This is a genomic window from Serratia sp. Ag1, from assembly GCF_000743355.1.
Classification (GTDB): domain Bacteria; phylum Pseudomonadota; class Gammaproteobacteria; order Enterobacterales; family Enterobacteriaceae; genus Chania.
The window spans coordinates 228475-253384 of sequence record NZ_JQEI01000016.1; the positions used below are offsets into that span (position 1 = coordinate 228475).

Here is a 24910-nt window from a genome sequence, read left to right on the forward strand (position 1 = left end):
AGGTTATTTATCAGCAGTGTTGGCAGGGTTAAAATAATATGAGGTTTATACCCGTTATACTTCAAGTTGCTTGGGTGTTGGCTGTATTAACAAATCGATTAAAGACCGATTTGAACAGCGCAAGCGCTGTTCAAACAGGAATACTGAAACTATGCCCAGCGTTTAATCACAATCGAGGTGTTGATGCCGCCGAAGGCGAAATTGTTGCTTTGCAGAAATTCACAATCAATGTGGCGGGCTGCTCCCATGATGTAATCCAGTGCGCCGCATTGTTCGTCTGGATTGTGCAGGTTGAGCGTCGGGGCAAACCAGCCTTCGCGCATCATCTGCAGGCTCATCCAGGCTTCTAGCGCACCACAGGCACCCAACGTGTGGCCGAAGTAACTCTTCAGTGATGAAATCGGCACATTTTCGCCGTAGATCGCCGCCGTAGCCTGGCTTTCTGCGATATCTCCCCTGTCGGTGGCGGTGCCGTGGGCAGAAATATAGCCGATATCACGCGGGCTTAAACCGGCCATCTGGAGCGATTGCTCCATGCAAATCTGCATGGTTTCGCGTTGCGGCTGTGTGATGTGTGCGGCATCGCAGTTGGTGGCAAAACCTATCACCTCGCCGTAGATCGTCGCGCCGCGCGCTTTGGCGTGCTCCAACTCTTCGAGGACCAGCGTACCTGCGCCTTCACCAATCACCAGTCCATCACGCTGTTGGTCAAACGGCGAAGGCGTCGTATGGGGTTCATCATTACGCTGGCTGGTCGCAAACAGCGTATCGAACACGGCGGCTTCGGAAGGGCATAACTCTTCTGCACCCCCGGCAACCATTACCGTTTGATAACCGTGACGAATGGCTTCCCAGGCATAACCAATCGCCTGGCTCCCCGAGGTACAAGCGCTGGAAGTGGGGATCACCCGCCCGCGCAAGCCAAAGAACAAACCGGTATTAACCGCCGTGGTGTGCGGCATCATCTGCACGTAGGTGGTGCCGGTAATATTATTGGTGTGCTTCTCGGTCAACATGGTAGCGAATTCGCTTACCGGGCCAGTGCTGCCGGTGGATGAACCATAAGCAATGCCGGTCTGGCCGTTGGTCAGCACCGGATCGTCAATCAGCCCGGCCTGTTCCAGCGCCAACTCGGTTGCGCGGGTCGACATCAGTGACACCCGGCCCATAGAGCGGATCCGCTTGCGGGTATAGTGCTCCGGCAGCACAAAATCATCGATAGGGGCACCGAGCAGCGTGTGCAGGCCCGCATAGATTTGCCATTCTGGCATTTTACGCACGGCGTTTTTATAGGCCAGTAACCTGCTGGAGACCGCCTGCCAGTTCTCACCAAAAGCGGTAACGCCGCCCATACCTGTAATTACGACGCGACGTGTCATAACATCCCCCCGTTGATGGAGATCACCTGACGCGTCACGTAACCTGCAATATCTGACATCAAATAGCTTGCCAGCCCGGCAACTTCTTCTGCCTGGCCCATACGCTTCATCGGGATCATGGCCATCGCTTCTTGCCGTGCGGCTTCTTCCATTTCGAGCATGGCAGTGTCAATTAACCCCGGAGCAATACAGTTAACGGTGATTTTGCGCTTGGCCAGTTCGATCGCCAGCGCTTTGGTGGCACCAATAATGCCCGCTTTAGCCGCGCTGTAGTTGACCTGCCCACGGTTGCCCATCAGGCCAGAAACGGAAGAAAGTGTAATAATGCGGCCACCTTTGCGCGTGGCAATCATTGGCATGACGCACGGTTGGATCACGTTATAAAAGCTGTCGAGATTGGTGTGGATCACCGCATCCCAATCGTCATCGCTTAATGCGGGGAAGGCGGCATCACGGGCGATACCGGCGTTGCTGACGATGCCATACCACGGCCCGTGTTCGGCCATGTCCTGCTCGAGCACTTCCCGGCATTGCTGGCGGTTGCCTACGTCAAAGCAGAGCAGGCGGCTTTGCCCGCCCGCCGCGATGATCGCATCACGTGTTTCCTGGGCACCGGCCTCATCCCGATGGTAGTGAACACCGACCACAAAGCCATCAGCCGCTAACTGGCAGGCAATGGCGCGTCCGATACCCTTACTGGCGCCAGTGATCAGAACTGAACGACTCATGCTGTATATCCCTGATTAAAAAGTAACGTTAATTCTTCCGGTGCGGGCTGAAAGGTGTTTACGCGGCCAGTGGCCAGCGTGTCATTCCCTACGCGGATAGCGCAGTCAAAACTACCGAAACGTTGATCCTGCATCAGTAGCTTGACCTGAATATCCAGAGTCGCGCCTGCGGGCAGGCTGCCAGCGGCGCAGATTAACTCTCTGGCCCCGAGAACCATACCGAGGGCGATGCTTGGCTGGCCCTGCTGCTGACGATGCCAACCCGACCAGACGCCGATGGTTTGCGCCATCAATTCCAGCGCATACCAACCCGGCAGGTTGCCCTGAGCGTCGATAAAGGGGGCCAAGACACCGTCTGGCGTGACCGTGACGCGGCAATGCGCCTCTTCATCGGCGACGCTTACTACGTCTGCCAGCAGCAGCATAGGCGCGTCGTGCGGCAGATAGCTTGCTGGCGGTAAATAATGACTCATGCAATTCTCCCCAGCAGGATGCTGGCGTTATTACCGCCAAAGGCGAAAGAGTTGGACAAAATCACCGGGCGCTCCAGCGGCGCGGCGGCTTGCAGCACGCCGCAGGCGGGTAATGCCGGATCCAGCGGCGAGCGGCTGAAATCCTGCGGCGGCAATGGCAGATGCTGTTGCAGGATCAACGCGCTGATCGCCGCCTCGGTGATGCCAGCGGCACCCAGCGTATGCCCGGTCAGGTGTTTGGTGGAGCTGCAAGGGACACTTTCACCGAACAGTTCCTGCACCACTTTGGCTTCAATCTGATCGTTGAGTAACGTGGCGGTGCCGTGCAGGTTAATGTAGCCCACCTCTGCGGGTTTTAACCCGGCCTCAGTTAACGCCTGCTGAATGGCGCGGATGGCCCCTGCGCCCTGCGGATGCGGGGCTGAAATATGGTGGGCATCGCTGGATTCCCCCACCCCTAACAGCGCGATGGGCTGTGGTTCGCGGGTCAACACCATCAGTGCCGCGCCCTCGCCAATGGTGATGCCGCAGCGATCGCGGCTGAATGGCTGGCACTGCGTGGTGGAAAGAGACTCCAGGCTATGAAAGCCGTTGATCGGCATGCGGCTTAAGGTATCGGCTCCACCGACGATCGCGATATCTGCCAATCCTGCTTCAATCAGCCTGCGCCCGCTGATGATGGCACGTGCGCTGGAAGAGCAAGCGGTGGAAAGGGTAAATGCCGGGCCATTCAGCCCCAGCCAGTGGCTAAGAAAGCGTGACGGATCGCCCAATTCCTGCTGTGCGTATTGCCAACTTGGGCTCGGTTCACCATGGAGCCGGTGTTCAACGTGGCGATCGCCCTCATCCAGCCCGGAAGTGCTGGTACCCAGCACCACGGCGATGCGATCGCGGCCAACGCGAAGAATCGCTTCATCCACCACCGGCTGAATTTGCGCCAGTGCGGCCAGTAATAGCTGGTTATTACGGCTGCGGTGGGCAGCAAAGTGGTCAGGGATGGCGGGGAGTTCACCTTCCACCCCGCCTAACATCGCCTGCGGTGGGTTTTGCAACCAGCCGGTGCGGTTACGCATACCGGGTGCGATACCTCGCTGCAAGTTGGCCGCGATCTCCTGAGCTGACTGGCCCAGCGCGTTAATCATGCCGACGGCAGAAATGTAGATCATCTCAGTCACCCAGATATTGAATGGTGATGTGGTATTTAAAGACGTGCTGCTGGATGCTGATCGGTTCACGTTTACCTTTACGTTGCAGATAAACAATCTCGGTGATCAGTTTGCCGCTGGCATTACGCAGCTCACGTTTATCGCCCTGATCGATCAGCGTCCAACCCTGTGGTAACTGGCTCTGCCAGGCGCTGATTGGCCAATGGCTGAGCATCACGTCGGCCAACACCTGGCTGGCGGGCGGGAGCTGTGGCACTACGATCGATTGCTCGGAATGGATACCTTGCTGATCATAGGTGACCAGAAACAGGCGGATGCCGACAGAAGAAAGCCCGGCCAAGGTTATTTTATTGGCATCGGCATTCAGCATCACCAGCAAGGATTGCGTTTGCCCATTGAAGCTGCCGGTCAGCAACTGCTGGGAATTGACCGCCGGGGTGATACCCGGTGCTGGCAGCGTGACGCGCACGCCAGGTTCAAGCCAGGCCTGCGGTGCGCTTGCCTCTGTAGAGTGTGGCGAGCGGCTGCAGCCGGTGAGCAACAGCACGCCGAGCAGGGTGGCGGCGTGCCAAAAATGCGGTTTTATCATCTCTTTCTCTCTTTACGGCTTGGCATGGCCAGTGGGGAAAGCAGGAAAGCGGTAAAGATGCCGCTCACCAGCACAATCCCGAAACTGCTGATCGCCTGTGTGGCACTAAACACCAGCATGCCCAGTGTGAGTAATGTGGTCATCATCGCCAGCGTGATCGCCAGCAATGAGGTCAGGGGCGTGCCGCGTGGATTGCTGAAAAACAGCGTGTAATTGATACCAATACCCAGCACTAACACTAGCGCCAGTAGCGAGAACAGGTTCACCGCATGGCCGCTGAAGGATAAAGCCGCCAGCCCGCAACTGAGCGAGAGCAACGACGGCACCAGGCTGATAAGCCCTTTACGCCAGCCGAGACGCAGCACTGCGCCACAGGCAATCACGGCCAGTGCCACTATCAGCAGGCCGGTGAGTACTGCGCGATAAAGGGCGAATAGCGCGTTGAAAGTGTTTTTGCGATCGACCCACGCCACACCCGACTGTTGGGCCGCCAGTGCGTTCAGCGCAGCGCTGTCCGTAACGTCTTCAACCGGCACTAGCACGCCGCTTTCACCGTTGGGCAACGTTAGCCACATCAGGCGCCAGCCTTCGCTGGCCGGGCTGACGAGCCAGTCTTCCACGGTCACCGGCATCGCTTGCAGATTTGGGGCGACCGCCGTGAGCCCTGCGCCTTGCAGCACGCGGATTGTGGCAGGGGCAGCCTGTTGCAGCAGGGTAAGATCCTGCTGCTGGCGCGCCAGAGAATTGAGTGGGATTGAACGAAAGCCGTGTAGAGTTCCTGCTTGGCGCGCCTGTTCCAGCGCTGGGGTGAATGCCTCCAGCCGTTCCAGCGTTTGCTGCGGCGTGCTGCTATAAACCACAAACCATTTCTGATCGACGCTTTGCCCGGTCAGGTGGGTAATGGTTTTTTCCTGCGCCAGAATGCCCTGCGGCAGCGCCTGCAATTGGGCAATATCATCATCGACGTGCAGCGTCGCGATCCCCGCCAGCGAGATAACGGCCAGCGCAGTGGGCAAACCCAGTGACAGCTTTTTGTCACGCCGCCAGGCTGCCAGCCAACGTAACAGCAACACCATAGCGGGAATGGGCCGCACCGGTAACTTACGGCATAACCAAGGGTGCCAGAAGATCACCGTCAGGCAAGAGGCACTCAGCCCGGCAGCGGCAAACACTGCCATTTGCCGGATCCCTGGGAACGGCGCGAGCATCATAATCAGATAGGCTGCGACGGTGGTCAGCAGGGCCAGCAACAGCGCCTGATGCACTTTATGCAGGCTCTGCCACGGCGTCACTTCGCCGCCATGCACCATGCGTTCGGTGAGATAATAGAGCGTGTAGTCGGCAGAGATGCCGATGATGCTCATGCTCATCACCAGCGTCATCAGGTGCAGTTCGCCGAACAGCAACAAGGTGGTGACCGTTCCGGCCAGCGCGCCGATGCCAACCGAGAGCAGGCACAGCAACAGCGGGCGCAGCGAGCGGAACACCGCTACAATCAGCATTATCACGCCAAGAATGGTGGCCACGCCCAGCGTAGAGATATCCTGCTTCGCCTGTTGGCTGGCATGCTCGCTATAAAACACGGTGCCGCGTGAGAGAAGCTGTGCCTGCGGATAATGCGCTGTCAGTTGCTGCTCCAGCGCGCTCAGCGTGGTGACGACCTGATGGGTTTGCTGCATATCGAACGACGATCCGGCCAGTTCACCGTGCAGTAAATACCAATAGTTGCCCTGTTCGTCCTGGGTGACCAACCAGCCATCCATCAAGCGCAGGCGCTGGCCGTTTTGTGCCAACGCCAACTGCGAACCCCGCATCAGCATCAGCGGATCGTTCTGCAGTTCTTTGCCGTTCACGCCGGAAAACGCCGAATAGAGCTGTGAGAGGATCCACTGTGCTTGGGCTTCGCCGCCGTTTTGCAGGCGCGCCCGCGTGGCATGATCGATCAGGCCATTGCGATGCTGATAGAAGAAAGCCCCCCAAGCCTGCTGGTTTGCAGCATCCATCGGGCCTTTGACTTCGCCCAAGGTGTTGGACTGCTGCAGGAGCCTGAGCCAGTATTGCGCCACAGCCGGATCGGGCTGTTTGCCGGGGCTGACCAGCCACACCAACTGTTTGTCCAGGCGTTGCATAAAGCCGTCATTCAACGCAGGTGGGATGCTGCCCAATGCCTGCTTGGGTAACATTGCCAGTACGCTGCTGTTGATCCGCGCCTGCGGCAACAGGCTCAACAGCAGGCCGAGTAACACCAGGCATACTGCCCCCCAGATCAGCGCCGGGCGTTTGGCGTTAGTGAGTGGCAAAACGTTGGCGTTCATCGTCGGTCAAGGCTGTGGGCGTGAGTCGGTGTTGAGAAAAGGTAATCGTGGTGCGATCGCCTTGCTTATCGTTCAATTGGATGGTTTCCAGATAGTGTTGCCCGGCCAGCTCAAGGGTGGCAAAGATTTTATCCAGCGGGGTAGTGATGGGGGTCAGGTTTAATGCCCAACGGCCTTCGCCTTTATCTTGGAAATCAATGCGGAAGTTCTGCTCCAGCACGTTGCGATCGGCCTGGAACAGCGCGCGCAACAGATGGTTGAACTGGAACATCTGCGGGTTATTCTGGGCGGTAATCACCTGCGGTGCCTGGCCGTTAATGATCTGCACCATGCGTGAGTCGTCCAGCATCAGCGTCATCGCAAACGGTGTTGTCTGATCCCACAGCAATCCCTGTTCGCGGGCGATCAGCATTTCCCCCTGCGAACGCAGGGGCTGCGGCAGGTCTTTAATGCTGCGGATCTGCTCAAAGTGAGCACGCACTACCGGTTGCTGGGTAAAGCGCTGCTGTAACTCATCCAGCGTGATGGCGCTGGCAAACGGGCTGAGCAGCAGGAGCAGTAAAGGCATCAGTCTCATGGCGTCACTCCCATACGTTCAAACAGAATGTCAGGGCAGACGAAGCACATCTCACCGCTCTTTTCTTCGACCGCCACCTGAATGGTGTAACCGGTGGTGGTGCGTTTACCGCTGGCGGCATCAAAAATCTGATAGGCAATGCGCAAGCGGTTTTCATACTCTTCCAGCGTGGCACGCACGCGGATGCGTTGCTCAAAAGTCAGCACGCTGCGGTATTTCACCCTGGTATCGACCACCGGCCAGACGTAGCCAGAGGCTTTCATCTGCCGATAACCGTAGTCGAACTGGTTCAGCAGCGCCTCGCGGGCGATTTCAAAGTAGCGGAAGTAGTTGCCGTGCCACACCACCGCCATCATATCGACATCGTGGAAAGGAACGGTGAGTTCTACTTCGGCAGTAAAGCGGGGATCGTTCAGCACCTTTACTCCTTATCTGAATGTGGATCAGGCAGTTGCCAGAAATCGAAAAAGTTAAACCAGTCGAGCGGCGATTCCAGCGCATAATGCTCGAGGCGTTCGGCATAGCGATCGACCGCCTGCTGCAACGCTGCCTGGCGATCGGCGCGCGGTAACAGCAGCGGATCGGCGAAAGGTTCACAGTGAAAATGCAGCTTCCCCTGCTGGCGCAGGGCGTAAATCAGTAACACCGGGCAGCGCAAGACCGAAGCCAGAATAAACGGGCCTTGTGGGAAGGGTGCTGGCTGGCCCATAAAACGGCTCCAGATCACGCGCCAGTCGCCGCCGCGTTGCCTGTTCACCGCCACACGATCGCCGACGATCGCCACCCACTCGCCGCGATCCAGCTTCTCTTTCAGCAGCATCGCGGTATCCGGGCCGATATTGCTTACCGGGATCAGGTTCAACCCGGCCTGCGGGGCCATCTCGGCCATAATCTGTTTAAAGCGTTGGGCGTTGTCGCTGAATACCAAGGCGTTGATGGTCTTGCTGCCTTGCAGTTGCGCCAGTGCGCGGCAGGCTTCGACATCACCCAAGTGTGAAGCCAGCAGCAACTTGCCGGTTGCAGAGGCAAGATCCAGCGTGGCTTCGGCCCCGGGAGCAAATACCACATCGCGCCCCAGTTGCAGTTCACCGCGCCAACTGGCGATTTTATCCAGCATGGCATGACCAAAACGCAGGAAATGCTGATAACTGGTGCAGTTGGCAGGGATTGGGCGTGAACGTGCGGTTAATTCGCTGCGTACCCGCTGGATCCAGCTCTGCGATGCACGGCGCGCGCTATGCGCACTGAGCCAGTAGGCGGCCACCACCGGGTAGAGCAGCAGCGCGAAGGCTTTGCGGCCCAGCAAGCGCCAAACGGCCAGCATGATGCGCATCCCCCATAATCCTTTCACCTCTTTCTGCTGTGCCCAGTGCAAACTGGAGCGGCGAAACAGCAGGGAAGGAATGCGCGGCAGCATGCCGAAGAACAGGCGGGTGTGCATCAGCGAGATGCGGCAGTTGTCTTTTAGCGCGTCAAAGTGCGACAGGCCATCTTGCGGGTAGGTGACGCGGGTAGGCACAAAATAACTGCCGTTGCCCTGCCAATAGAGGCGCACCATCACTTCGGTGTCGAAGTCCATGCGTTTACCGAGCGTGGTCTTTTGCGCCAACCGCAGGGTGGGGGCAATCGGGTAAACGCGAAAGCCACACATGCTGTCTTTTAGCTGGAAAGAGAGGGTCTCGATCCACACCCAGAAGTGGGTGATCCAGCGGCCATAAAGGCGTGAACGCGGGATGGAGTTGTCATAAATCGGTTGCCCGGAAATCAAGGCCTCGGGGTGCTGCTGTGCCAGCCCAAGCAACTGGGGGATATCTTCAATGGTATGTTGGCCGTCGGCGTCAACCTGCACCGCGTGAGTAAAGCCCCGGCGTGCAGCCTCTTGCAGCCCGTAAATCACTGCGGCACCTTTGCCTGCGTTGTGCGCAAGGCGTACCAAGGTGAGATCGCGGTGGTTGGCTGTCAGGTGTTCAAGCTGCTGACGCGTGGTTTCGTCACTGCCGTCGTCCACGATCAGGCAGGGTAAGCCAAAGGGCTGCAAGCGTGCGATCACGCGTGCCATCATGGCACCGTGGTTGTAGCAGGGGATCACCACACAAGGGTTGAAAGCGGCAGTTAACGACATAGCCGGATCTTCCCGCTGCTGGCGGTATGTTTGGTTTCACCGTCATGGCGCTGATAGCTGAAGGTTAAGATCTGCCGCTCTTCCTGCCAGTTCAGCGCCAGCGTAACGATGTTCCCCGGCAATAACGGTGCCTGAAATTTGACGTTTGGCATGCTGTGGAACTGAAAACCCGGTGCCAGCAGCGTCGTGGCGTAATGCATCACCCAGTCTAACTGTGCTACGCCCGGTAATAGCGGTTGCGCGGCAAAGTGGCCGTTGAACCAGAAGAGGGCCGGATCGAGCCGCAGGACGATTTCGGCCTGCTGTGGCTGCGCCTGATGGCGTTCGATTTCATGAGGTTGCATGAAATAACTCCTGTAATTGCGCATAGACACGCTTATTCATGCTGTTCACCGGGATCTCATCGACCACGCGCCAGTAGCGCGGCACGGTGACCGGTTCCATTTGCGGCAGCAGTGCACGACGCCACGCCAGTTCCTGCGCAGTGCCGCCACTTTGTTGCCATTGCTGCCGTGTGTGCTCATCAAGCACCAGCAGGGCACCAATGCTTTGACGGCCCGCGTGGGTGACCGACAGAGCGGCGGCTTCGCGCACGCCTTCCAGCTCTAACAGGCGCTGTTCGATTTCGCCCAGCGAGATGCGTTTTTCTTCAATTTTGACGACCCGATCGCGGCGGCCTTGCAGGCGGAAGCGCCCGTCAGCGTCAAATTGCAAAATGTCATCGAGCAACAGGCCGTTTGCCTGGTGAATCAGTGGTGAAATAGCGCGGAACGCGTCGCCTTCGGCGGTGATATTCACCCCTGGGAAGGGCTGCCAGGCAATGTCTTCCTGTTGGCGATGGCACCAGGCCAGAATCCCGGTTTCTGTGCTGCCATAAATTTCGTCAGGCCAAACGCCTAACCAATCGGCGGTTGGAGCCACATGCTCCCACGGCAGCATGCCACCGGCTGAAAGCACCATGGCTACCGGCGGTGGCGTGAGCTGGTGATCCAGACGTTTCAGAAACGCCGGGCTACTGATAAAGGCATAGCGATGCTCATGGCTCAACGCGGCCAGTTGTTCGGTGTAGTAAAGCATCGCGGCGTGCAGCGGCAACCCTAATGCCATCGGCAAAAAGATGCGGAAGGTCAGGCCATACAGATGCTGTGGGACGACAGAGGCCACTACGCGGCAGCCTGCGAGCCGTGCAGCAAAACGCTCGGCGAGTAATGAAGCTTCGCGATCAAGGCAGGCGATCGGTTTCATTACGCGGCGTGGTTGCCCGGTAGAACCCGAGGTAAACAGCTCGACGTAGCGGGTTTGAGCAATGTCCGGCAGCGGTTCATGGTGCTCAGCGCTTTGAGAGGCGGACTGGATCACGAGAGTGACACCGCTCCATGCCAGCGGGCGATCTGACAGCACGCCGTTAAACAGTGCCTGCTGTTCTTCCAACAGCGAAACCCGGCTATGCCCAGGAATCACCGGCGTTTTGCCCGCATGCAGCGCTGCCAGCAACGCGACGATAAACAGATAGCTGTTTTCGAAGCACAGCGCCCAACGTTCGCCGCTCTGCTGTTGCAAGGCTTTTACCTGCATGGCAACGTCATAGCGTAGTTGCCCCAGCGTCCAGGTCTGTTCGCCAAGCCAGGCGATCGGCGTGTCGTTCGGGCGAGGCGCGCTGAGCCATTGCGCCAGCGGGAGCGGTTGACTCATGCTGCTGCCTGTTTTATCACTCGGCGACGCACCAACCATTCGCCCGCCATCAATATTCCCATCAGCAGATAGGCCATCACGCCATTCCACGCCGTCCATAACCACATATCACCATACAGAGCGGTAAAAAGTGCGATCGCACCGTTCAGAATAAAAAACACACACCAGACTTGCGTCACCTTGCGGGTATAACGCACACCAGCCGGGGGCAGATCCGGTTCGCGCAGCCGAGCAAGGCGCTCGACCAGCGGCATTGCACTCCACAGTGATCCGCCGAATGCCACGAGCATCACCAGATTCACCATCACCGGGTAAAACAGCAACAGCTGGTGCGTTTTCAACAGGTAGCTCGCTATGCATAAGCTGATACCCGCCAACGCAACGCCCTGCACCACCAAACGCATCGGGCCAGACGTTTTGCGCACCTGGCGCACGCGCAAGAGCAGCAACAGTGCCATCAACGGCAACAGCCAATGCAGGCCGTTGTGCGCCAGACCAAACCAGATCAGGAATGGCCAAGCCAGCAGCATCAGCGCCGTGAGCAGTTGCACACCTAACCGTGAACGGGAACCACGCATGGGGGTTATTCTTCTCGCAGCAGGTTTTCTACGGCATCAACCACATCCTGCACGGTACGCACAGATTTGAAGGTTTCCGGTTTGATTTTCTTACCGGTTCTCTTCTGCAGATGCACGATCACATCGACGGCGTCGATGCTGTCCAGTTCCAGATCTTCATACAGACGAGCCTCGGGTTTGATGTCTGCAGGATCGATCTCAAACAGTTTGCTCAGAATCGCGGAAACTTCCTGATAAATAGCATGTTGTTCGGTCATAGCGGATATCTCAGGCACGTTGAGCGTGGATGAAAGCGGCCAGCGTTGCCACGGAGTAGAAATGCTGGCGCATTTCTTCACTCTCGGCGGAAAGCATGACGCCATATTGGTTTTTCACCATCAGGCCCAGTTCGAGAGCATCGATGGAATCTAACCCCAGACCCTCGCCAAACAGAGCCGCCTCGGTGTCGATATCGTCGGCGGACAGTTCATCCAGATTCAGCGTATTGATGATGAGGTTTTTAATTTCAAGGTAGAGCGCTTGCATTATTCATTCCTGACAAAGGGGGTAAACCTGGTGATAACAGATGCAAAAGATGCCGATTGAGCTGCCTTGCGGCCAACGCCGGTTCTTGCGATTTCGCATCAAAAAAGTGTTTTATCTGCACCCGCTCGTGCACCACCACCTGAAACAGGGGTTTTCTCGGCGGGATGTCATACCATCTGCTCTGTTTATCCAGCAGATGCTCGCTGCAGTGGATGCGTACAACACGCAAATCACTGCCGCAGCGTACGGCAATATTGGCGGCGCCACGTTGCAGCACCATCTCTTCACCCTGGCGCGTGCGCGTGCCTTCGGGAAAGATCAGGATCGTGTCACCTTGTGCCAGGCGCTGTTGGCTGGCGGGCAGTAACTCATCGGCCTGGCTATTGATCAGGTAACCCGCCGCGCGGATCACGCCGCCAACAAAGGGGTTACGCAATAAGGCGCTTTTCACCAGACAGTCCGTTTCGGGCATCACCGACGCCAGCAGCACGTAATCAATCAGCGTCGGGTGATTCGCCACTACCAGACAACCGCGCTCTTGGCGCAAAAGCTCAAGACCATCAATGCGATAGTCGAGCACGCCCAGCGTTTTGGCCACCGCAAGAAAAAAACGAAAGCTGGCGGCAATGCTGCGCCGGGCCAGGCTACGGCGTTTGGCTCCGTTGCGATACAGCACCAACAGCAGGTTAAACCACACCAGCGACAGCAGCAGGCCACCGATGCCGAACAGGGCAAAGCACCCGCCGGTCATCACCAAGCGCCAAGCCCAGTTGATGCGCGCATACAGGCCGCTCACGTTCGGCTCCAGTGCCACATCAACCTCTCGCCAGAGATCGTGAACGTTGGCGCACCGTTTAAGTAATGCCGTAAAAATTGCAGGCTTTGCGGCAGTTTGGGTTCTTCACCCGGGTTGCCAGCCTGACTGGCGCATTGCAAACACTCACCAGCCTCAAACACCAGTGCCACCGCATGGGCCCAGGTCGGCATCTTCTCCGGCAGGTCAGAGTGATAAAACGCGGGTAGCATGCCGTCAAAATCCACCATCAGTACCCGCTGGTAACCGGCTTGTAGCAGGCACAGCACTTCGCACAACCCTTGCTGGAAGGTATCAATACCGGCAGAAAGCGAAGAGGAAACCACCGGCTGCTGCGCCGCGATGGTCAAATGGCCTACCGCAGAGTTGTGCACGGACATGGTGAAATCGGTGGGCGAGACCGGTTGCTCGGTCGCCATCGCTTCCAGAATGCGGTAATTGCGCTCAAGCTCACCGTGGCGGCTGGTATACAGCACCGCATCGATCTGATGGCGGCGCAGCATCGCCAGCCCGCACTCCACCGCCAACCGGCTGCCGGAAGCCAGGCGACGCGCGGTCATCATAGGGAGTTCGGTCAGCTTGGCCTGTGGCGCTGCAGGTTCGATAGCCCCGTTGCCCTGTGACCATTGGAACCATTGCGCAGCATCACTCAACCCCGGTGCTCTGGCCTGCCAGTCGATAAGATTTAAGGCAAATTTCATCGGCGCGCATCCGCAGCAAGTGGGCGACTCTGCCAAGGTTGCAGAATGAGTGTGCAGCGCAAATGCTGCCGTGGGCTTAGTGTTTTTGACATATCAGTAAGGTATGCCCGACCCCAAGGTTATCGAAGCGCTTTTCTACCTGGAAACCGGCCATTTCAAGATAACGATAAAACTTCTCAACGCTATAAAAACGGCTATTGCCGTTCGCCATGCAGGTAAAGTAAAGCGATGAAGCATTCAGGCTGAACGAGGCGGCTTCAAATTTTTGCGCATCCCAGAACAGTTCCATGATGCACAGGTGTGCGCCCGGCTTCATCACGCTGCCGACCTTTTTCAACATGGTCACGATCTGTTCGGGCGAGAAGCAGTCAAGGAACTGGCTCATCCACCAGATATCAGCCTCGCCGGGTAGTGGTGAGTCGCTGAGCATATCGACCGCATGGAAACCGATGCGATGTGAGAATCCCGCTTGTTCAATATTCTCGCGCGCTAACGCAATTTGCTGCGGCAGGTCTAACAGGGTAATGCTGACGCGCTCATCATACTGGCAGCAACGGAGCGCCCATTTCCCGGTATTACCGCCAACGTCGTATATCATCTTGGGCTGGTTGGCAAAGATATGCGGCAGGGCGGCGTTAAAGGCCCCATCTGAATAGTAATGGTCAAAAGCGAACCAACTTTCACGTGCTGCCTGGGGTAATTGCGAGAGTGCAGGATAGATGGTTGGCCATTCGCCAAACACTTTCAAACCGGTGGGTTTACCTTCCTTTAGCGCCTGCTCTAAAGAAAACAGCCCCTGATAACAGACATCCTGGGTGAAATCCATATTCACCCGCGTCATGGTATCGTGGAGCAGAAAATGCCCAACTTTGGCAATGAAGTAACATCCGTCTTTGTGGGTAACGATACGTCCGCTTAATCCCATATCCAGCAAAACGCTAACGGCATATTCATTCACGTTGCTGTTGGCGGTGATCTCTTCAAGGGAAGCGCCACACTTTCCTTGTTTATCCAGATAAGCCAGTACGCCAGTGTTGCGCAGACAAAGTGCGGTCTGAAACAGCATTGGCGCAAAAGCAATACGCTGTGCCTCAGTAATGGCATCGAGTGCACTGAGCGTGTCCTGTTCGTACATGTGTTAAACAACCTCTTAAACCGGGTACTGATGGTGTTATTGGGCCGTACTCGGCCCAATTTTAATCAAGGCTAAAGATTACAGCCCGGCACCTGCTGACAGGTTCAACTGAATATCTTTATCGAGATTGAGTACCCAACGGTTGTAACTCTTATGAATCTTGCCACCGGAGGATTGCAGATTGAGGCTGTTGGCGTAGTTGATGGAATAGCTGGTGGCGGAATACGTGACACGAATTTCAGCCACGTGATCGCGCGTCTGCAAGCGGCCATTAATCACGCCTGGGCCTGCTTCGGTCATAATCCATTGGCGTTGAACGCCTGCTTTCAGAATCGCGGTTCTTACCTGGGCGTCGGTATGGCCCGCGCTAACGGTAGTGTTGACCTGTGCGATCGGTGCGGTGCGCGAGCAGCCAGCCAAAGAGCCAACGATAGCGAGAGCGACAAACCACTTGGCAGTTCTTTTCATAATACAATCTCCGTTTGTTCAAAGTGTACGTTCCAATTAAAATAACCAATAAAATCAACGGATTTAATTATTTATAATTACCGTCTATTATCTTCTATCATTTTAAAAGAAGTGATTATTATTCATACTCATCGTGGCTGGTCACGCGGTTAACGGGCTCTGGCTTGCCTGTCGCATACCCTCCGCCTTCCTGCAACTCGAATTATTTTGGGTATAACAGTTTAAAGTGGCTAAAATCGCGCGAGTGCGAGTAAATACCAGCAATTAAAGCGAGTTTGTATACCCAAAATAATTCGAGTTGCTTGTAGGCGGCAACTGAATGAAGCCCCAGGAGCTTACTCAAGTAAGTGACTGGGGTGAGTGAAGGCAGCCAACACCCAAGCAACTTGAAGTATGACGGGTATATATCAAAAAATGCTTCCTGAAAAATATGGTTACATGCTTTCCCCCATTCCGTCAACAGCGGCAACAATAAACAGTTTGCCCCAGGAACGGTATATCCTGCTGCTCAATCAGTAATAGATTGATAAGGGTTAAAATTTATCCAGGTGCTAAGTTTTTTTGCAAAACCTTTAGGTTGAAATAGCCATGAAGCCATATCAACGGGTATAGAGAAATATCCTAGGATATAGATTATGACGAGGTGAATAAGATAAGTCAGAGATTCTCAGACTTCAGTCCAGAATGCCAAGTGTTATTAAAATGAGAATAGCAACGTTAAAAAGTAAGACTAATCCGCAAATATGGTTAAAAAAAAACCATTGCATCCTGTTGCATCCAGCAATGCTAAGCCTATCACATGCGCTGAAAAATAAGATTATTTGTTGTTCGACTCAAACTCTAGAGGTGGGTATACTGCCGCAATAATCAGAGCTTGTAGGTTTAAAGTTATTTCATATTTGCAATCATAATAATATGACCTGCAAGTTACTATTAGAGTAATGATTTTGGCTTTTTGTTGATTAATCTATTGGCGCAAGCTATTCGAGCACTGCGTTATATTTTATGCCTGCTGTGGAACGGCCATAATGACTGTTGATAACAAGAATGTGACATCTGTGGCAAAACAAAGCCGCAGCAAATATGGATTTTGGGCAGTGGCTATTATTCTGGTGATTTCTGCTGCTGTCTGGGGTGTTCAGCGATTTTTAATATTACCGCATCAGGTTTCTCCTCCTAAAGAACTGGTCTGGCAGAATGATTTACAGATAGATCTCCGCCACCCTGATGTACTCATCGAAAGCGAATCTTTGAGCCGGTTGCCCAAGGATCTGCTGGCGATCCCGTTTCTGCGCGACACTCTGACTGAGGATCTGGTTTTTTATTACCAAAACAATGCCGATCGTCTGGGCATTGTCGGTAGCCTGCGGCGGATTATCTTCGAGCATGAGTTAACGTTGCGCGATAATCTGCTGGAAACGCTCCTCGACCAACCGGCCAATATTGCGCTTTGGCATGATGAACGCGGCAGGCTCGATCATTTTATGGCGGTGATTAAGCTGAGTGGATTAGCGCGCATGCTGGAGCCTTTGGCCAAGGTGGCGGCAGATGATACTCAACTGGAACTGATGGATTTTGCCCCGTTCAAAGTCGGCAATGAGACGGTCTCGGTTTATCACCTGCGCTATGGTGGTAATAAATCGCTGTTGTTTGCCAGCCACGGCGACAATCTGTTGCTGTTTTCTGATATTGCCATGCTGTATGACCAGCAGGCTCCTTCACAGGACTCCTCGCAGGTCGCCAGCGCGTTGTTGAGTGGTGGCACGCCCTGGCCGGAAAGTTTTGGCCTGAAAGCGCGTGATGCCGCCAGCGATAACGCTGCTGACAAGGCTAAAATGCCCCACCGTATTGCAGTCAGCGCCAACTATCTCGGCTTCGGTTATCAGCGCTTTATCCCGGCGTTTGCCGGTATCCGTTTTGAGATGCAGCCGCAAGGCTGGGCGAGCTATCTGGCGCTGAACGAGCAGTCAGCGGCGGGTAATGCCACCTTTGATTTCAGCCCGGTCTGGAAAACCATGCCGATGGGGGCGAGTTTCTGTGTGGCGCTGCCAGTTTCGCAAAGCGTACCGGAATACCTGCTGCAACGGGTCGACGCTATCAGCGATAACGCCAACTCTGCTGAGCAGGCTGATGCCTCGTCGCTCGCCATGAGCGGGATCAGCGGTTTGTGCTGGTATCCTGATTCGCATCTTTATACGCCGCTGTTTGTCAGCCGATTAGAAAGCGCGGCAGATGCGCAGCTCGATAAAAAGCTCGCTGCACTGTTTGAGACGGTCATCGGTGCCAGAGAGAAACAGCCGGTTCCGGTAGTGGCGAGCACCAGGAATCAGGCCCTTCTGTGGCAGCGCGAGGTGAGTTCCCGCTACGGTCAGTACCCGAGCAGTGAATCTGCGGTGCAGCAAAGCCTGGCGGGTAGCCGGTTCTTCCGGGTTAGTTTGGCGCGCCATGAGCAGACCTTGCTGTTTTCACTGGATGATAAGCTGGTGAACAAAGCCTTACAGACGCTGGATAAAAACTTCCCACCGATCGCCGATGTATTGCCGCAGCAGGCGGTGGTGCCGGTTTATATGGCTCCAGAAGCCTTATCTGGGCTGTTTAAACAGGAAGTGTTCGCCAGCCTGCCGAAGAACCTCGAGCCTATCTTCCATAACGCCGCTCAAACCCTGCTGTTACCCAAGTTGGCCGCTTTGGCCGGGCAGCAGAGTTATGCCTTGGTACTGCCTGCGAATACTGAAGTGGGGGCGGTCTGGCAATGGCTGCCACTGAAATGGCAGGGGCTATGAAGTTAACAGTGGTAAGGCTACGCGCGTTGTTCCTGCTGGGCATAACGCTGCTTTTCACCTGGCGGGCACAGGCTGAAACCCCGGTTGCGCCGCTTAATCCCGAGCAATCCAGTGTGTTTCGCGCCTGGTTTGTGCGCATTGCTGAAGAACAGTTGAATCAGGGGCCCAGTGCGCGCTGGTATCAGCAGGACTGTGCCGGGCTGGTGCGGTTTGCCGCTAACGAATCGCTGAAAGTTCATGACAGCAAATGGCTGCGCGCGAACGGTTTATCCAATCGCTATCTGCCGCCAGAGTTGACCATCACCCCACAGCAACGCCAGTTTGCCCAGCGCTGGCAGCAGGGGGGCGGCCAGCAAGGCCCTTATGTGGATGCAATCAAGCTGATTCAGTTCAATAGCCAACTGCTGGGCCGCAATCTGCATCAGGCACAACCCGGCGATCTGCTGTTTTTTGATCAAGGCGATGAGCAGCATTTGATGATCTGGATGGGGCGTTATATTGCCTACCACACCGGAACAACCACCCCGACGGATAACGGAATGCGTGCGGTGAGCATGCAGCAATTGATGAAATGGAAGGATACCCGATGGATACCCGACGAATCGAACCCCAACTTCATTGGCATTTATCGCTTGGGCTTCCTGTCACGATGAAAAAATTACTCCGCCATTTTCTGCTCTGCTTGGGGCTATGGTTGCCGATGGCTTATGCACAGGCTGAAGATAGCCTGCCAGCGAGTGATTACTCGATCCCTAAACAATCCTTTTTCCTGCTTTCGGACAGCAGTTTTGCCAGTGATGAAGTGGCAAAAGTGCGCCTGGAAGCCCCGGGGCGCGACTATCGTCGTTTTGAGGTGGAACAATACGGTGGGGTGGATATCCGGCTGTATCGGATCGAGAAACCGATGGAGTTCCTGAAGAAACAGAAGAACTTGCATCGCATCATGCTGGAAGGCCAGTACCAAGGCGAAGGCTTGTCCAACACTCTGTCGTATCTGTGGGATAACTGGTACGGCAAATCGCGCCGCGTGATGCAGCGAGCCTTCTCCTTTGATACCCGGCAGGAAGTGACCAACGCGTTGCCGGAGCTGAAAATCGGCGAAGCTCTGGCTGAGCCGAGCAAATTCGTGGTTCAACCCCAGTTTGCCCCGCTGAAAAACTTGCCGCTGATTAGCCAATTCCGTTACCCGTTGTGGGATGCATTGCCGATCCAACCGCCAGAACAGGTCAAAATGGAAGGGTCATCCAGCCGCTTTATTGAACCATTGCCGGGTAACGTCTATATCCCATTGGGCAAGTTGAAGCCGGGGTTATATCTGGTCGAAGCCTTGATTGGCAGCTACCGCGCCACTACGGTGGTGTTTGTGGCCAATACCGTGGCATTAAGCAAAATTTCTGGCAATGAACTGCTGGTATGGACAGCTAACCGCCATGATGGTCAAGCGGTGGGCGGCAGCCAGATCCTGTGGAGCGATGGGTTGGGCATTTTGAACAGCGGCCAGACGGACAGCAATGGCCTGCTGAATCTGCGCCATATTGCGCCGGAGCGCTCCTATCTGTTGGGCGAAGACCGTGAAGGCGGGGTGTTTGTCTCAGAGAACTTTTATTACGACAGCGAGATTTACGACACCAAGCTGTATGCCTTTACCGATCGCCCATTGTACCGCCCTGGTGATTGGGTCGAGGTTAAACTGCTGGGGCGTGAATTCAAGAACGCGCTGGATTCTGTGGCGATCAAGCCTGCACCTGTGAGCCTGACCGTGCTGGATGCCAATGGGACGGAATTACAGACGCTCAACCTGCAGATCGATGGCAAATCGGGGGCGCAGGGGCGTTTCCAACTGCCAGAGAATGCAGTAGCAGGGGGATATGAACTCCGTACTACCTATAACAATCAGGTCTATAGCAGTTCATTCCGCGTTGCCAGCTATCTCAAACCACATTTTGAAATCTCACTGGCGATGGCGAAAACTGATTTTCGCACCAACGAGCCGGTAACCGGTGACATCGTGCTGCTCTACCCCGATGGCAAGCCTGTAGCCAATGCGCGGCTGGATCTTAGCTTGTATAGCCAGCAACTCTCGATGGTGAGCAACGATCTGCAATATCAGGGTAAATTTCCGGTTGCGCTGAAAACGGCACAACTGACTACCGATGATAAAGGCCATGCCAAGCTGGATCTGCCAGCGGTAGATAAGCCGAGCCGCTATCTGCTGACCATTTTTGCCAGCGATGGCGCGGCTTATCGGGTCAAAACCACCCGCGAGATCCTGATCGAGCGTGGGGCATCCCGCTATGAGATCGCGGCGCCAAGGCGTTTCAGCCAGGTTGGCGAAGAAGTCGCGTTCAGCTTCCGTAATGTGCAAGGTAACGACACCGCTCCGGCCAGCTATGAATGGCTGCGGTTGGAAGATCGCCAACTTGTAACTGCACCGCTCCAGGCAGCGGATCGGCCTTTCACCATTGCTTTTGAACAACCGGGTACTTACACCGTGACCCTGAGAAGTGAGCAGGGCATGATCCTGGGGGCGACCAGCCATACGGTCAGCGGTCCAGGTGAAAAAGCCGTACCAGGCAGCGTCGAGATCGTGATGGATAAAGGCCAATATCAGGTGGGTGAAGTTGCTCAGGCGTTGATCACTTTCCCGGAGCCGGTTGACCATGCGTTGCTGACGCTTGAACGCGATAAGGTAGAAAAGGTTGCGCTGCTTGCCAGCGGTGCCGAATGGGTCAAACTGCAGCGCTTGAGCGAGACGCAGTATCTTGCGCATATCACCGTGCAGGAGAATTTTGCGCCTAACCTCACTTTCTCGGTTTTGTACAGCAAAGGCGGGCAATACAGCTTCCAGAATGCCGGTATTAAAGTCTCGATGCCCAGCATTGATATTGGTATCAAGACCGATAAAGCGGTTTACCAGCCGGGTGATGTGGTGACAGTGGCGCTGGATACCCAGTTTGCCGGTAAACCGGTGGCAGCTCACCTCACCGTGAGCGTGGTTGATGAAATGATCTATGCGTTGCAGCCAGAGATCGCCCCGACTATCGACCAGTTCTTCTATCATCCACGGCGCAATAATGTGCGCACCAGCGCCAGTTTGTCGTTTATCGCCTACGATTTGGCGTTGCCGGGCTCGCTCACTGCGCCTGGGCGCGCCAACCGTAGCGATCGCAGTGTTAAGGTGTTGGAACGTCCGCGCCGTGAGGATGTGGATACGGCGGCCTGGCAGCCGGATATTGTTACCGATGCCAACGGCAAAGCCTCTTTCAGCTTCAGCATGCCGGATTCTCTGACCCGTTGGCGGATCACCGTACGTGCCCAGAATCCGCAGGGGCAGGTGGGGCAGAAACAGGGCTTTACCCGTTCGGAAAAACCGCTGTATCTGAAATGGAGTGGGGCGACGCAGTTCCGCCAAGGGGATCGCCCGCAGCCAGGGTTGTTTATCTTTAGCCAAAACAAGCAATCGGCACCGGTAGAACTGCGCACGCGCTATGGCGATCAGAGCCTGACTCAGTCGATCACCCTGCATGAAGGGGTGAACTATGTCAGCCAACCGGTAGAGGCGATGCATTCCGGGCGCTGGCTCTCCGAAGTGGTGAGAAACGGCAAGGTGTTGGACACCTTGAGCGTTGACCTGAAAGTCATCGAAGATCACTGGTCGGTGCCGCAGCAGCGGGATATCCGGCTGCACGGTGGCAGCAATAACCTGAATCTACCCGCCGGGGCCTATGACGTTCGGTTGCGCATCAATGGCGATGCGCAATCGCTGTTCCGCAGTAGCCTGGACGATCTGCTCAATGAGCCTTTCGGTGGTGTGATCAATACCGCTAGCCGCTTGTTGCCGCTGAGCTTGGCCTACAACATGCTGGCCAAAGAGGATACGCAACGGGGCAATACCTTGCGGCAGATCATGCAGAATAACCGCCAGCGCCTGATGCAGATGGCAGGGCCGGGGGCCAAGTTCACCTGGTGGGGCGAGGAGGGGGATCCTGATGCTTTCCTGACCGCTTATGCCTACTACGCGGATTGGTACGCCAGCCAGGCGCTAGGCGTGGCGATTCCGGCAGAACATTGGCAGCGGTTGCTGGATGTGTATGCGCAGCAGGCGGACGAAATGCCGATGCTGCATCGTGCTCTGTTGCTGTCATTTGCGCAGGAGATGCATTTGCCGGTGACCAGTCTGCTACAGGGGCTGGCGGAGTCGCTGCCGAATGCGACAGCGGTGGAAGGCAATGCGCTGGCAGAAACCGACAGCCTGGTCATGGCGGCTCCCAATTCCAAATTGGGGTTGGCGGTGGCTCGGGTGCTGACCTATTCGCTGTTACAGCAAACCCCAGGTTACCGGTTGCAGGAGCAGGAATTGCAGGCGTTAAAACAAAGCCAGCAGTTTATTGCCTATAGCCAGCATCCGTTTGCTTATGCAGCGATCTGGCGTACCAGCGGTGCAGATGCTGAGCAGGTCGCTTGGTTTTTACCACAATTGCTACCGTCGCAGCCCGGCCCAGAGCGCGCGTTAGCCTTGGCTTGGTTGTATGGTTCGTTGGGCACTGCCGCACCGCCGGTTGAGTTCAACCCGGGAGCGGACTGGTTAGCGTTACAGGGGACTCTCGGTGAGCGCTACTGGCAATGGGGAGGTAAAGAGCCTGTGCCACCGCTGGAACTACCGGCTGACTTGGCTCAACCCATTGATATTTCTGTCAACTTCAGCCTGCCGTTGAGCGCCGCTGGTATCGAACAGGCAAAACAGCCGCTGCCGGTTGGCATCAGCCATCGCTTACTGAAGTTGGTGCCTGGTGATAAAGCCTTTGAGTTTACGGTACTCCCGGTTGCGCCAAATGAAGCGCTTGCCAGCGATGCGCTGTATCTGGATGAAGTGACGTTAACCAATAAAAGCGATAGGCCGCAGCGTTATATGCTGCTTGAAGTGCCATTGCCACCGGGTGCAGACGTTGAACGTACCACCTGGGGGATTACGGTATCAGGGTTGAGCGGTAAGAATGGCATACCGTTGGAAAAAGCGCGTAATGAAATGGGCCAACTCTCCTATATAGTGCCGGTTGATGAACTGGTAGAAAGCAAAGTCTACCGGCATCTGATCCGTTTCTCACAGAAAGGGGAGTTCCTGTTGCCACCAATCCGTTACTCGCGGATGTATGCGCCGCAAGAGGCCGCAACGGAAAACAGTAACGGCCGCCTGAAGACCGTGACGGTAAAATAATTGATGTGGCGCTGGTGGTGGCTGATGTTGCCTGCGGTTGCATTGGCGGCTGAGCCGCAGATGCAACTGGCACTGCGGCAGGGGCAGGAAAATCAACTGCTGATCCTGAATCAGGAGCGGCAGCTTGCTCAACAGCCGTTGCCAAGCACGCTCACGACCCCGTTGGGCAGTATCTGGAAGCTGTTAGTGTATGCCTATTTAGTGGATACCCAGCAGCAGGAGCCAGATTATACCTGCAACGGCAGCCAGCCGCAGGAAGAGGTTTACTGCTGCGACGTGGGGCAGAAAGTAGCGCGCGATCGGGCTTTGGTGCAGTCGTGCAGCCTCTATTTTAGCCCCCAGCGCCTGCAACTGGATCCACAATTGTGGGCCAGCTACTGGCAACGACAACAGAGCCCCGGTTGGTTGCAGGATTTAGCTCAACTACAGCCTGCTAAACGAGTTCCGGTTGCTGAACTGCTGGGGGTTTTGGCTACGCTGCCTGGTCAGCAACAGGCGCGTAATGTGCTGTTGGAGGTGTTGCTGCCTGCTGAGGGCAAGCTGGTGGGGCAATTGGGCAGTCGGTTGCGGATAAAAACCTGGAGTTGGCACGACGAGCAGGATCCCGAACAACGTCAAGGCGGGTTTGCGGGGTGGCTGATGGACGGCACGCCGTTATGGGGGCAAGGCTCAGGGACCAGCAAAACGGTCCTGCAAAATTATGCCGAAGTGCTGAATCTTGTGTTGCCGCAGGCACAACCCGCCGATCCGCTGGGGTGTGTGGTAGTGAGAATGTTTGAGCGTTACCCGATCGTTGCCGTACGCCGTAGCGGTGCGCCAACACCGGTCGAACCGGGTGCGCTGCGTGGGCGCTATCAGGTTGAGTTCAGCAATGGCAATTACCAGACGATCGAAAGCCAGGGCGAACTGTTCTTACGCGCGGATGCTGGCCGCTTGGCCCTGACGGCTCGCCTTGAGCGGGAAGAATATGTCGCTCGGGTATTGCAGCGTGAGGCGGCAGCCCAACCAGTTGAAGCAGCGAAAGCGTTGGCGGTGGCGATCCGTACTTACCTGCTGCAAAACGCAGTGCGCGCTGGGGAATGCCTGACGATCGCTGACAGCAGCGCCGGCCAGCGTGTCGCCCCGGAGCCTGCTACGGCGGCGGCGCGAGAAGTTGCTGCCTGGAGCGCCGATTTGGTATTGGCCGGTGCGCCAGTGACTTACCATCTCGATCAGGCAGGTAGTAATCGTTTGTCGTGGCAACAGGCGGTGTCTCAGGCCCAACAAGGGATGCGCTATGATGCGATTCTGGCCCACGCTTACCCACGTGCCAACTTGGGGCGCTGGGATAAACCAGAAGCGGTATGTCAGGCAATGCCGGAAGCCGAAACATGGTTAGCAGGCCAACAGAAACGCTGGCGTGAAGCCTTAGACGCTCAGCCGGGTTACGCACCTGTGGGGCAGTTCACCGTATGCCGGTTACTTTCCGGTAAGCCCCATGTTGATCGCATGTACAGCCGTATCTATGTTCGGGATCTCTATTCACTGCAAGACCGGCTGGATTTGACTCATGAGTATTTACACTTGGCGTTTGCCGCCCACCCACGGGGGCAGGATGAAGAGTTTGTTGAGCAGCTTGCTCGCCATCTTCTGCTGGACTAGGGCAAGAGT

The 24910-nt window shown here is 55.9% G+C and carries 22 protein-coding genes; 4 read left to right on the forward strand and 18 right to left on the reverse strand.

Going from position 1 to position 24910, the window contains the following annotated elements; translation table 11 throughout:
• Window positions 1–149 precede the first annotated feature (149 nt).
• The 18 genes from IV04_RS11185 to IV04_RS11270 all read right to left on the reverse strand — a co-directional run bounded on the left by IV04_RS11185 (window position 150) and on the right by IV04_RS11270 (window position 15262).
• Complete coding sequence (locus IV04_RS11185) at window positions 150–1379, reverse strand: beta-ketoacyl-ACP synthase (RefSeq protein WP_037397850.1); 1230 nt, start codon at window positions 1377–1379, stop codon at window positions 150–152.
• Entirely contained in the window at window positions 1376–2107 is a 732-nt protein-coding gene (locus IV04_RS11190) for a 3-ketoacyl-ACP reductase FabG2 (RefSeq protein ID WP_037397853.1), read from the reverse strand. The genes IV04_RS11185 and IV04_RS11190 overlap by 4 nt, the downstream gene beginning before the upstream one ends.
• On the reverse strand, window positions 2104–2580 hold the full coding sequence (locus tag IV04_RS11195) for a 3-hydroxy-fatty acyl-ACP dehydratase (protein ID WP_037397857.1): 477 nt from the start codon (window positions 2578–2580) through the stop codon (window positions 2104–2106). The genes IV04_RS11190 and IV04_RS11195 overlap by 4 nt, the downstream gene beginning before the upstream one ends.
• Window positions 2577–3746, reverse strand: coding sequence for a beta-ketoacyl-[acyl-carrier-protein] synthase family protein (locus IV04_RS11200; protein ID WP_037397862.1), 1170 nt, complete (start codon window positions 3744–3746; stop codon window positions 2577–2579). Before IV04_RS11200 ends, IV04_RS11195 begins: the two co-directional genes overlap by 4 nt.
• Window position 3747: 1 nt before the next feature.
• A complete protein-coding gene (locus IV04_RS11205; protein ID WP_037397865.1) occupies window positions 3748–4335 on the reverse strand; it encodes a DUF3261 domain-containing protein in 588 nt (195 codons plus the stop codon).
• Window positions 4332–6650 (reverse strand): MMPL family transporter, encoded by a 2319-nt coding sequence (locus IV04_RS11210; RefSeq protein ID WP_037397868.1) that lies wholly within the window; start codon window positions 6648–6650, stop codon window positions 4332–4334. Before IV04_RS11210 ends, IV04_RS11205 begins: the two co-directional genes overlap by 4 nt.
• Window positions 6622–7227: an outer membrane lipoprotein carrier protein LolA gene (locus tag IV04_RS11215; protein ID WP_037397871.1), complete on the reverse strand. Its 606-nt coding sequence runs from the start codon at window positions 7225–7227 to the stop codon at window positions 6622–6624. Before IV04_RS11215 ends, IV04_RS11210 begins: the two co-directional genes overlap by 29 nt.
• On the reverse strand, window positions 7224–7646 hold the full coding sequence (locus IV04_RS11220; RefSeq protein WP_037397875.1) for a thioesterase family protein: 423 nt from the start codon (window positions 7644–7646) through the stop codon (window positions 7224–7226). Before IV04_RS11220 ends, IV04_RS11215 begins: the two co-directional genes overlap by 4 nt.
• A 2-nt stretch (window positions 7647–7648) precedes the next feature.
• Entirely contained in the window at window positions 7649–9349 is a 1701-nt protein-coding gene (locus tag IV04_RS11225; RefSeq protein ID WP_037397878.1) for a glycosyltransferase, read from the reverse strand.
• On the reverse strand, window positions 9340–9693 hold the full coding sequence (locus tag IV04_RS11230; protein ID WP_037397882.1) for a hydroxymyristoyl-ACP dehydratase: 354 nt from the start codon (window positions 9691–9693) through the stop codon (window positions 9340–9342). The genes IV04_RS11225 and IV04_RS11230 overlap by 10 nt, the downstream gene beginning before the upstream one ends.
• Entirely contained in the window at window positions 9680–11041 is a 1362-nt protein-coding gene (locus IV04_RS11235) for an AMP-binding protein (RefSeq protein ID WP_037397885.1), read from the reverse strand. Before IV04_RS11235 ends, IV04_RS11230 begins: the two co-directional genes overlap by 14 nt.
• Window positions 11038–11619 carry a hypothetical protein gene (locus IV04_RS11240; protein ID WP_037397888.1) on the reverse strand — a complete coding sequence of 194 codons (582 nt, stop codon included), beginning with the start codon at window positions 11617–11619 and terminating at the stop codon, window positions 11038–11040. Before IV04_RS11240 ends, IV04_RS11235 begins: the two co-directional genes overlap by 4 nt.
• A gap of 5 nt (window positions 11620–11624) precedes the next feature.
• Window positions 11625–11876 (reverse strand): acyl carrier protein, encoded by a 252-nt coding sequence (locus tag IV04_RS11245; protein ID WP_037397891.1) that lies wholly within the window; start codon window positions 11874–11876, stop codon window positions 11625–11627.
• Between the two features lie 10 nt (window positions 11877–11886).
• A complete protein-coding gene (locus IV04_RS11250; RefSeq protein WP_037397894.1) occupies window positions 11887–12144 on the reverse strand; it encodes a phosphopantetheine-binding protein in 258 nt (85 codons plus the stop codon).
• Window positions 12125–12895 (reverse strand): lysophospholipid acyltransferase family protein, encoded by a 771-nt coding sequence (locus IV04_RS11255; protein ID WP_369794904.1) that lies wholly within the window; start codon window positions 12893–12895, stop codon window positions 12125–12127. Before IV04_RS11255 ends, IV04_RS11250 begins: the two co-directional genes overlap by 20 nt.
• A gap of 41 nt (window positions 12896–12936) precedes the next feature.
• Window positions 12937–13659 (reverse strand): beta-ketoacyl synthase chain length factor, encoded by a 723-nt coding sequence (locus IV04_RS11260; protein ID WP_037397912.1) that lies wholly within the window; start codon window positions 13657–13659, stop codon window positions 12937–12939.
• Between the two features lie 76 nt (window positions 13660–13735).
• Window positions 13736–14794: a class I SAM-dependent methyltransferase gene (locus tag IV04_RS11265; RefSeq protein WP_037397914.1), complete on the reverse strand. Its 1059-nt coding sequence runs from the start codon at window positions 14792–14794 to the stop codon at window positions 13736–13738.
• A 78-nt stretch (window positions 14795–14872) separates the two neighbouring features.
• The gene (locus tag IV04_RS11270; protein WP_037397917.1) at window positions 14873–15262 is read right to left on the reverse strand and encodes a lipoprotein; all 390 of its coding nucleotides are present in this window, start codon (window positions 15260–15262) and stop codon (window positions 14873–14875) included.
• A gap of 1028 nt (window positions 15263–16290) precedes the next feature.
• On the opposite strand from IV04_RS11270, the gene IV04_RS11275 reads away from it, so the two are divergent.
• Genes IV04_RS11275 through IV04_RS11290 form a run of 4 tightly spaced genes read left to right on the forward strand, consistent with a single transcriptional unit; the run spans window position 16291 to window position 24901 of the window.
• Complete coding sequence (locus IV04_RS11275) at window positions 16291–18045, forward strand: DUF2138 domain-containing protein (protein WP_152562860.1); 1755 nt, start codon at window positions 16291–16293, stop codon at window positions 18043–18045.
• Window positions 18042–18698, forward strand: coding sequence for a DUF1175 domain-containing protein (locus tag IV04_RS11280; protein ID WP_037397920.1), 657 nt, complete (start codon window positions 18042–18044; stop codon window positions 18696–18698). The genes IV04_RS11275 and IV04_RS11280 overlap by 4 nt, the downstream gene beginning before the upstream one ends.
• Window positions 18632–23260 (forward strand): alpha-2-macroglobulin, encoded by a 4629-nt coding sequence (locus IV04_RS11285; RefSeq protein ID WP_197062163.1) that lies wholly within the window; start codon window positions 18632–18634, stop codon window positions 23258–23260. Before IV04_RS11280 ends, IV04_RS11285 begins: the two co-directional genes overlap by 67 nt.
• The gene (locus IV04_RS11290; RefSeq protein ID WP_369794901.1) at window positions 23261–24901 is read left to right on the forward strand and encodes a DUF2300 domain-containing protein; all 1641 of its coding nucleotides are present in this window, start codon (window positions 23261–23263) and stop codon (window positions 24899–24901) included.
• Window positions 24902–24910: the final 9 nt, after the last annotated feature.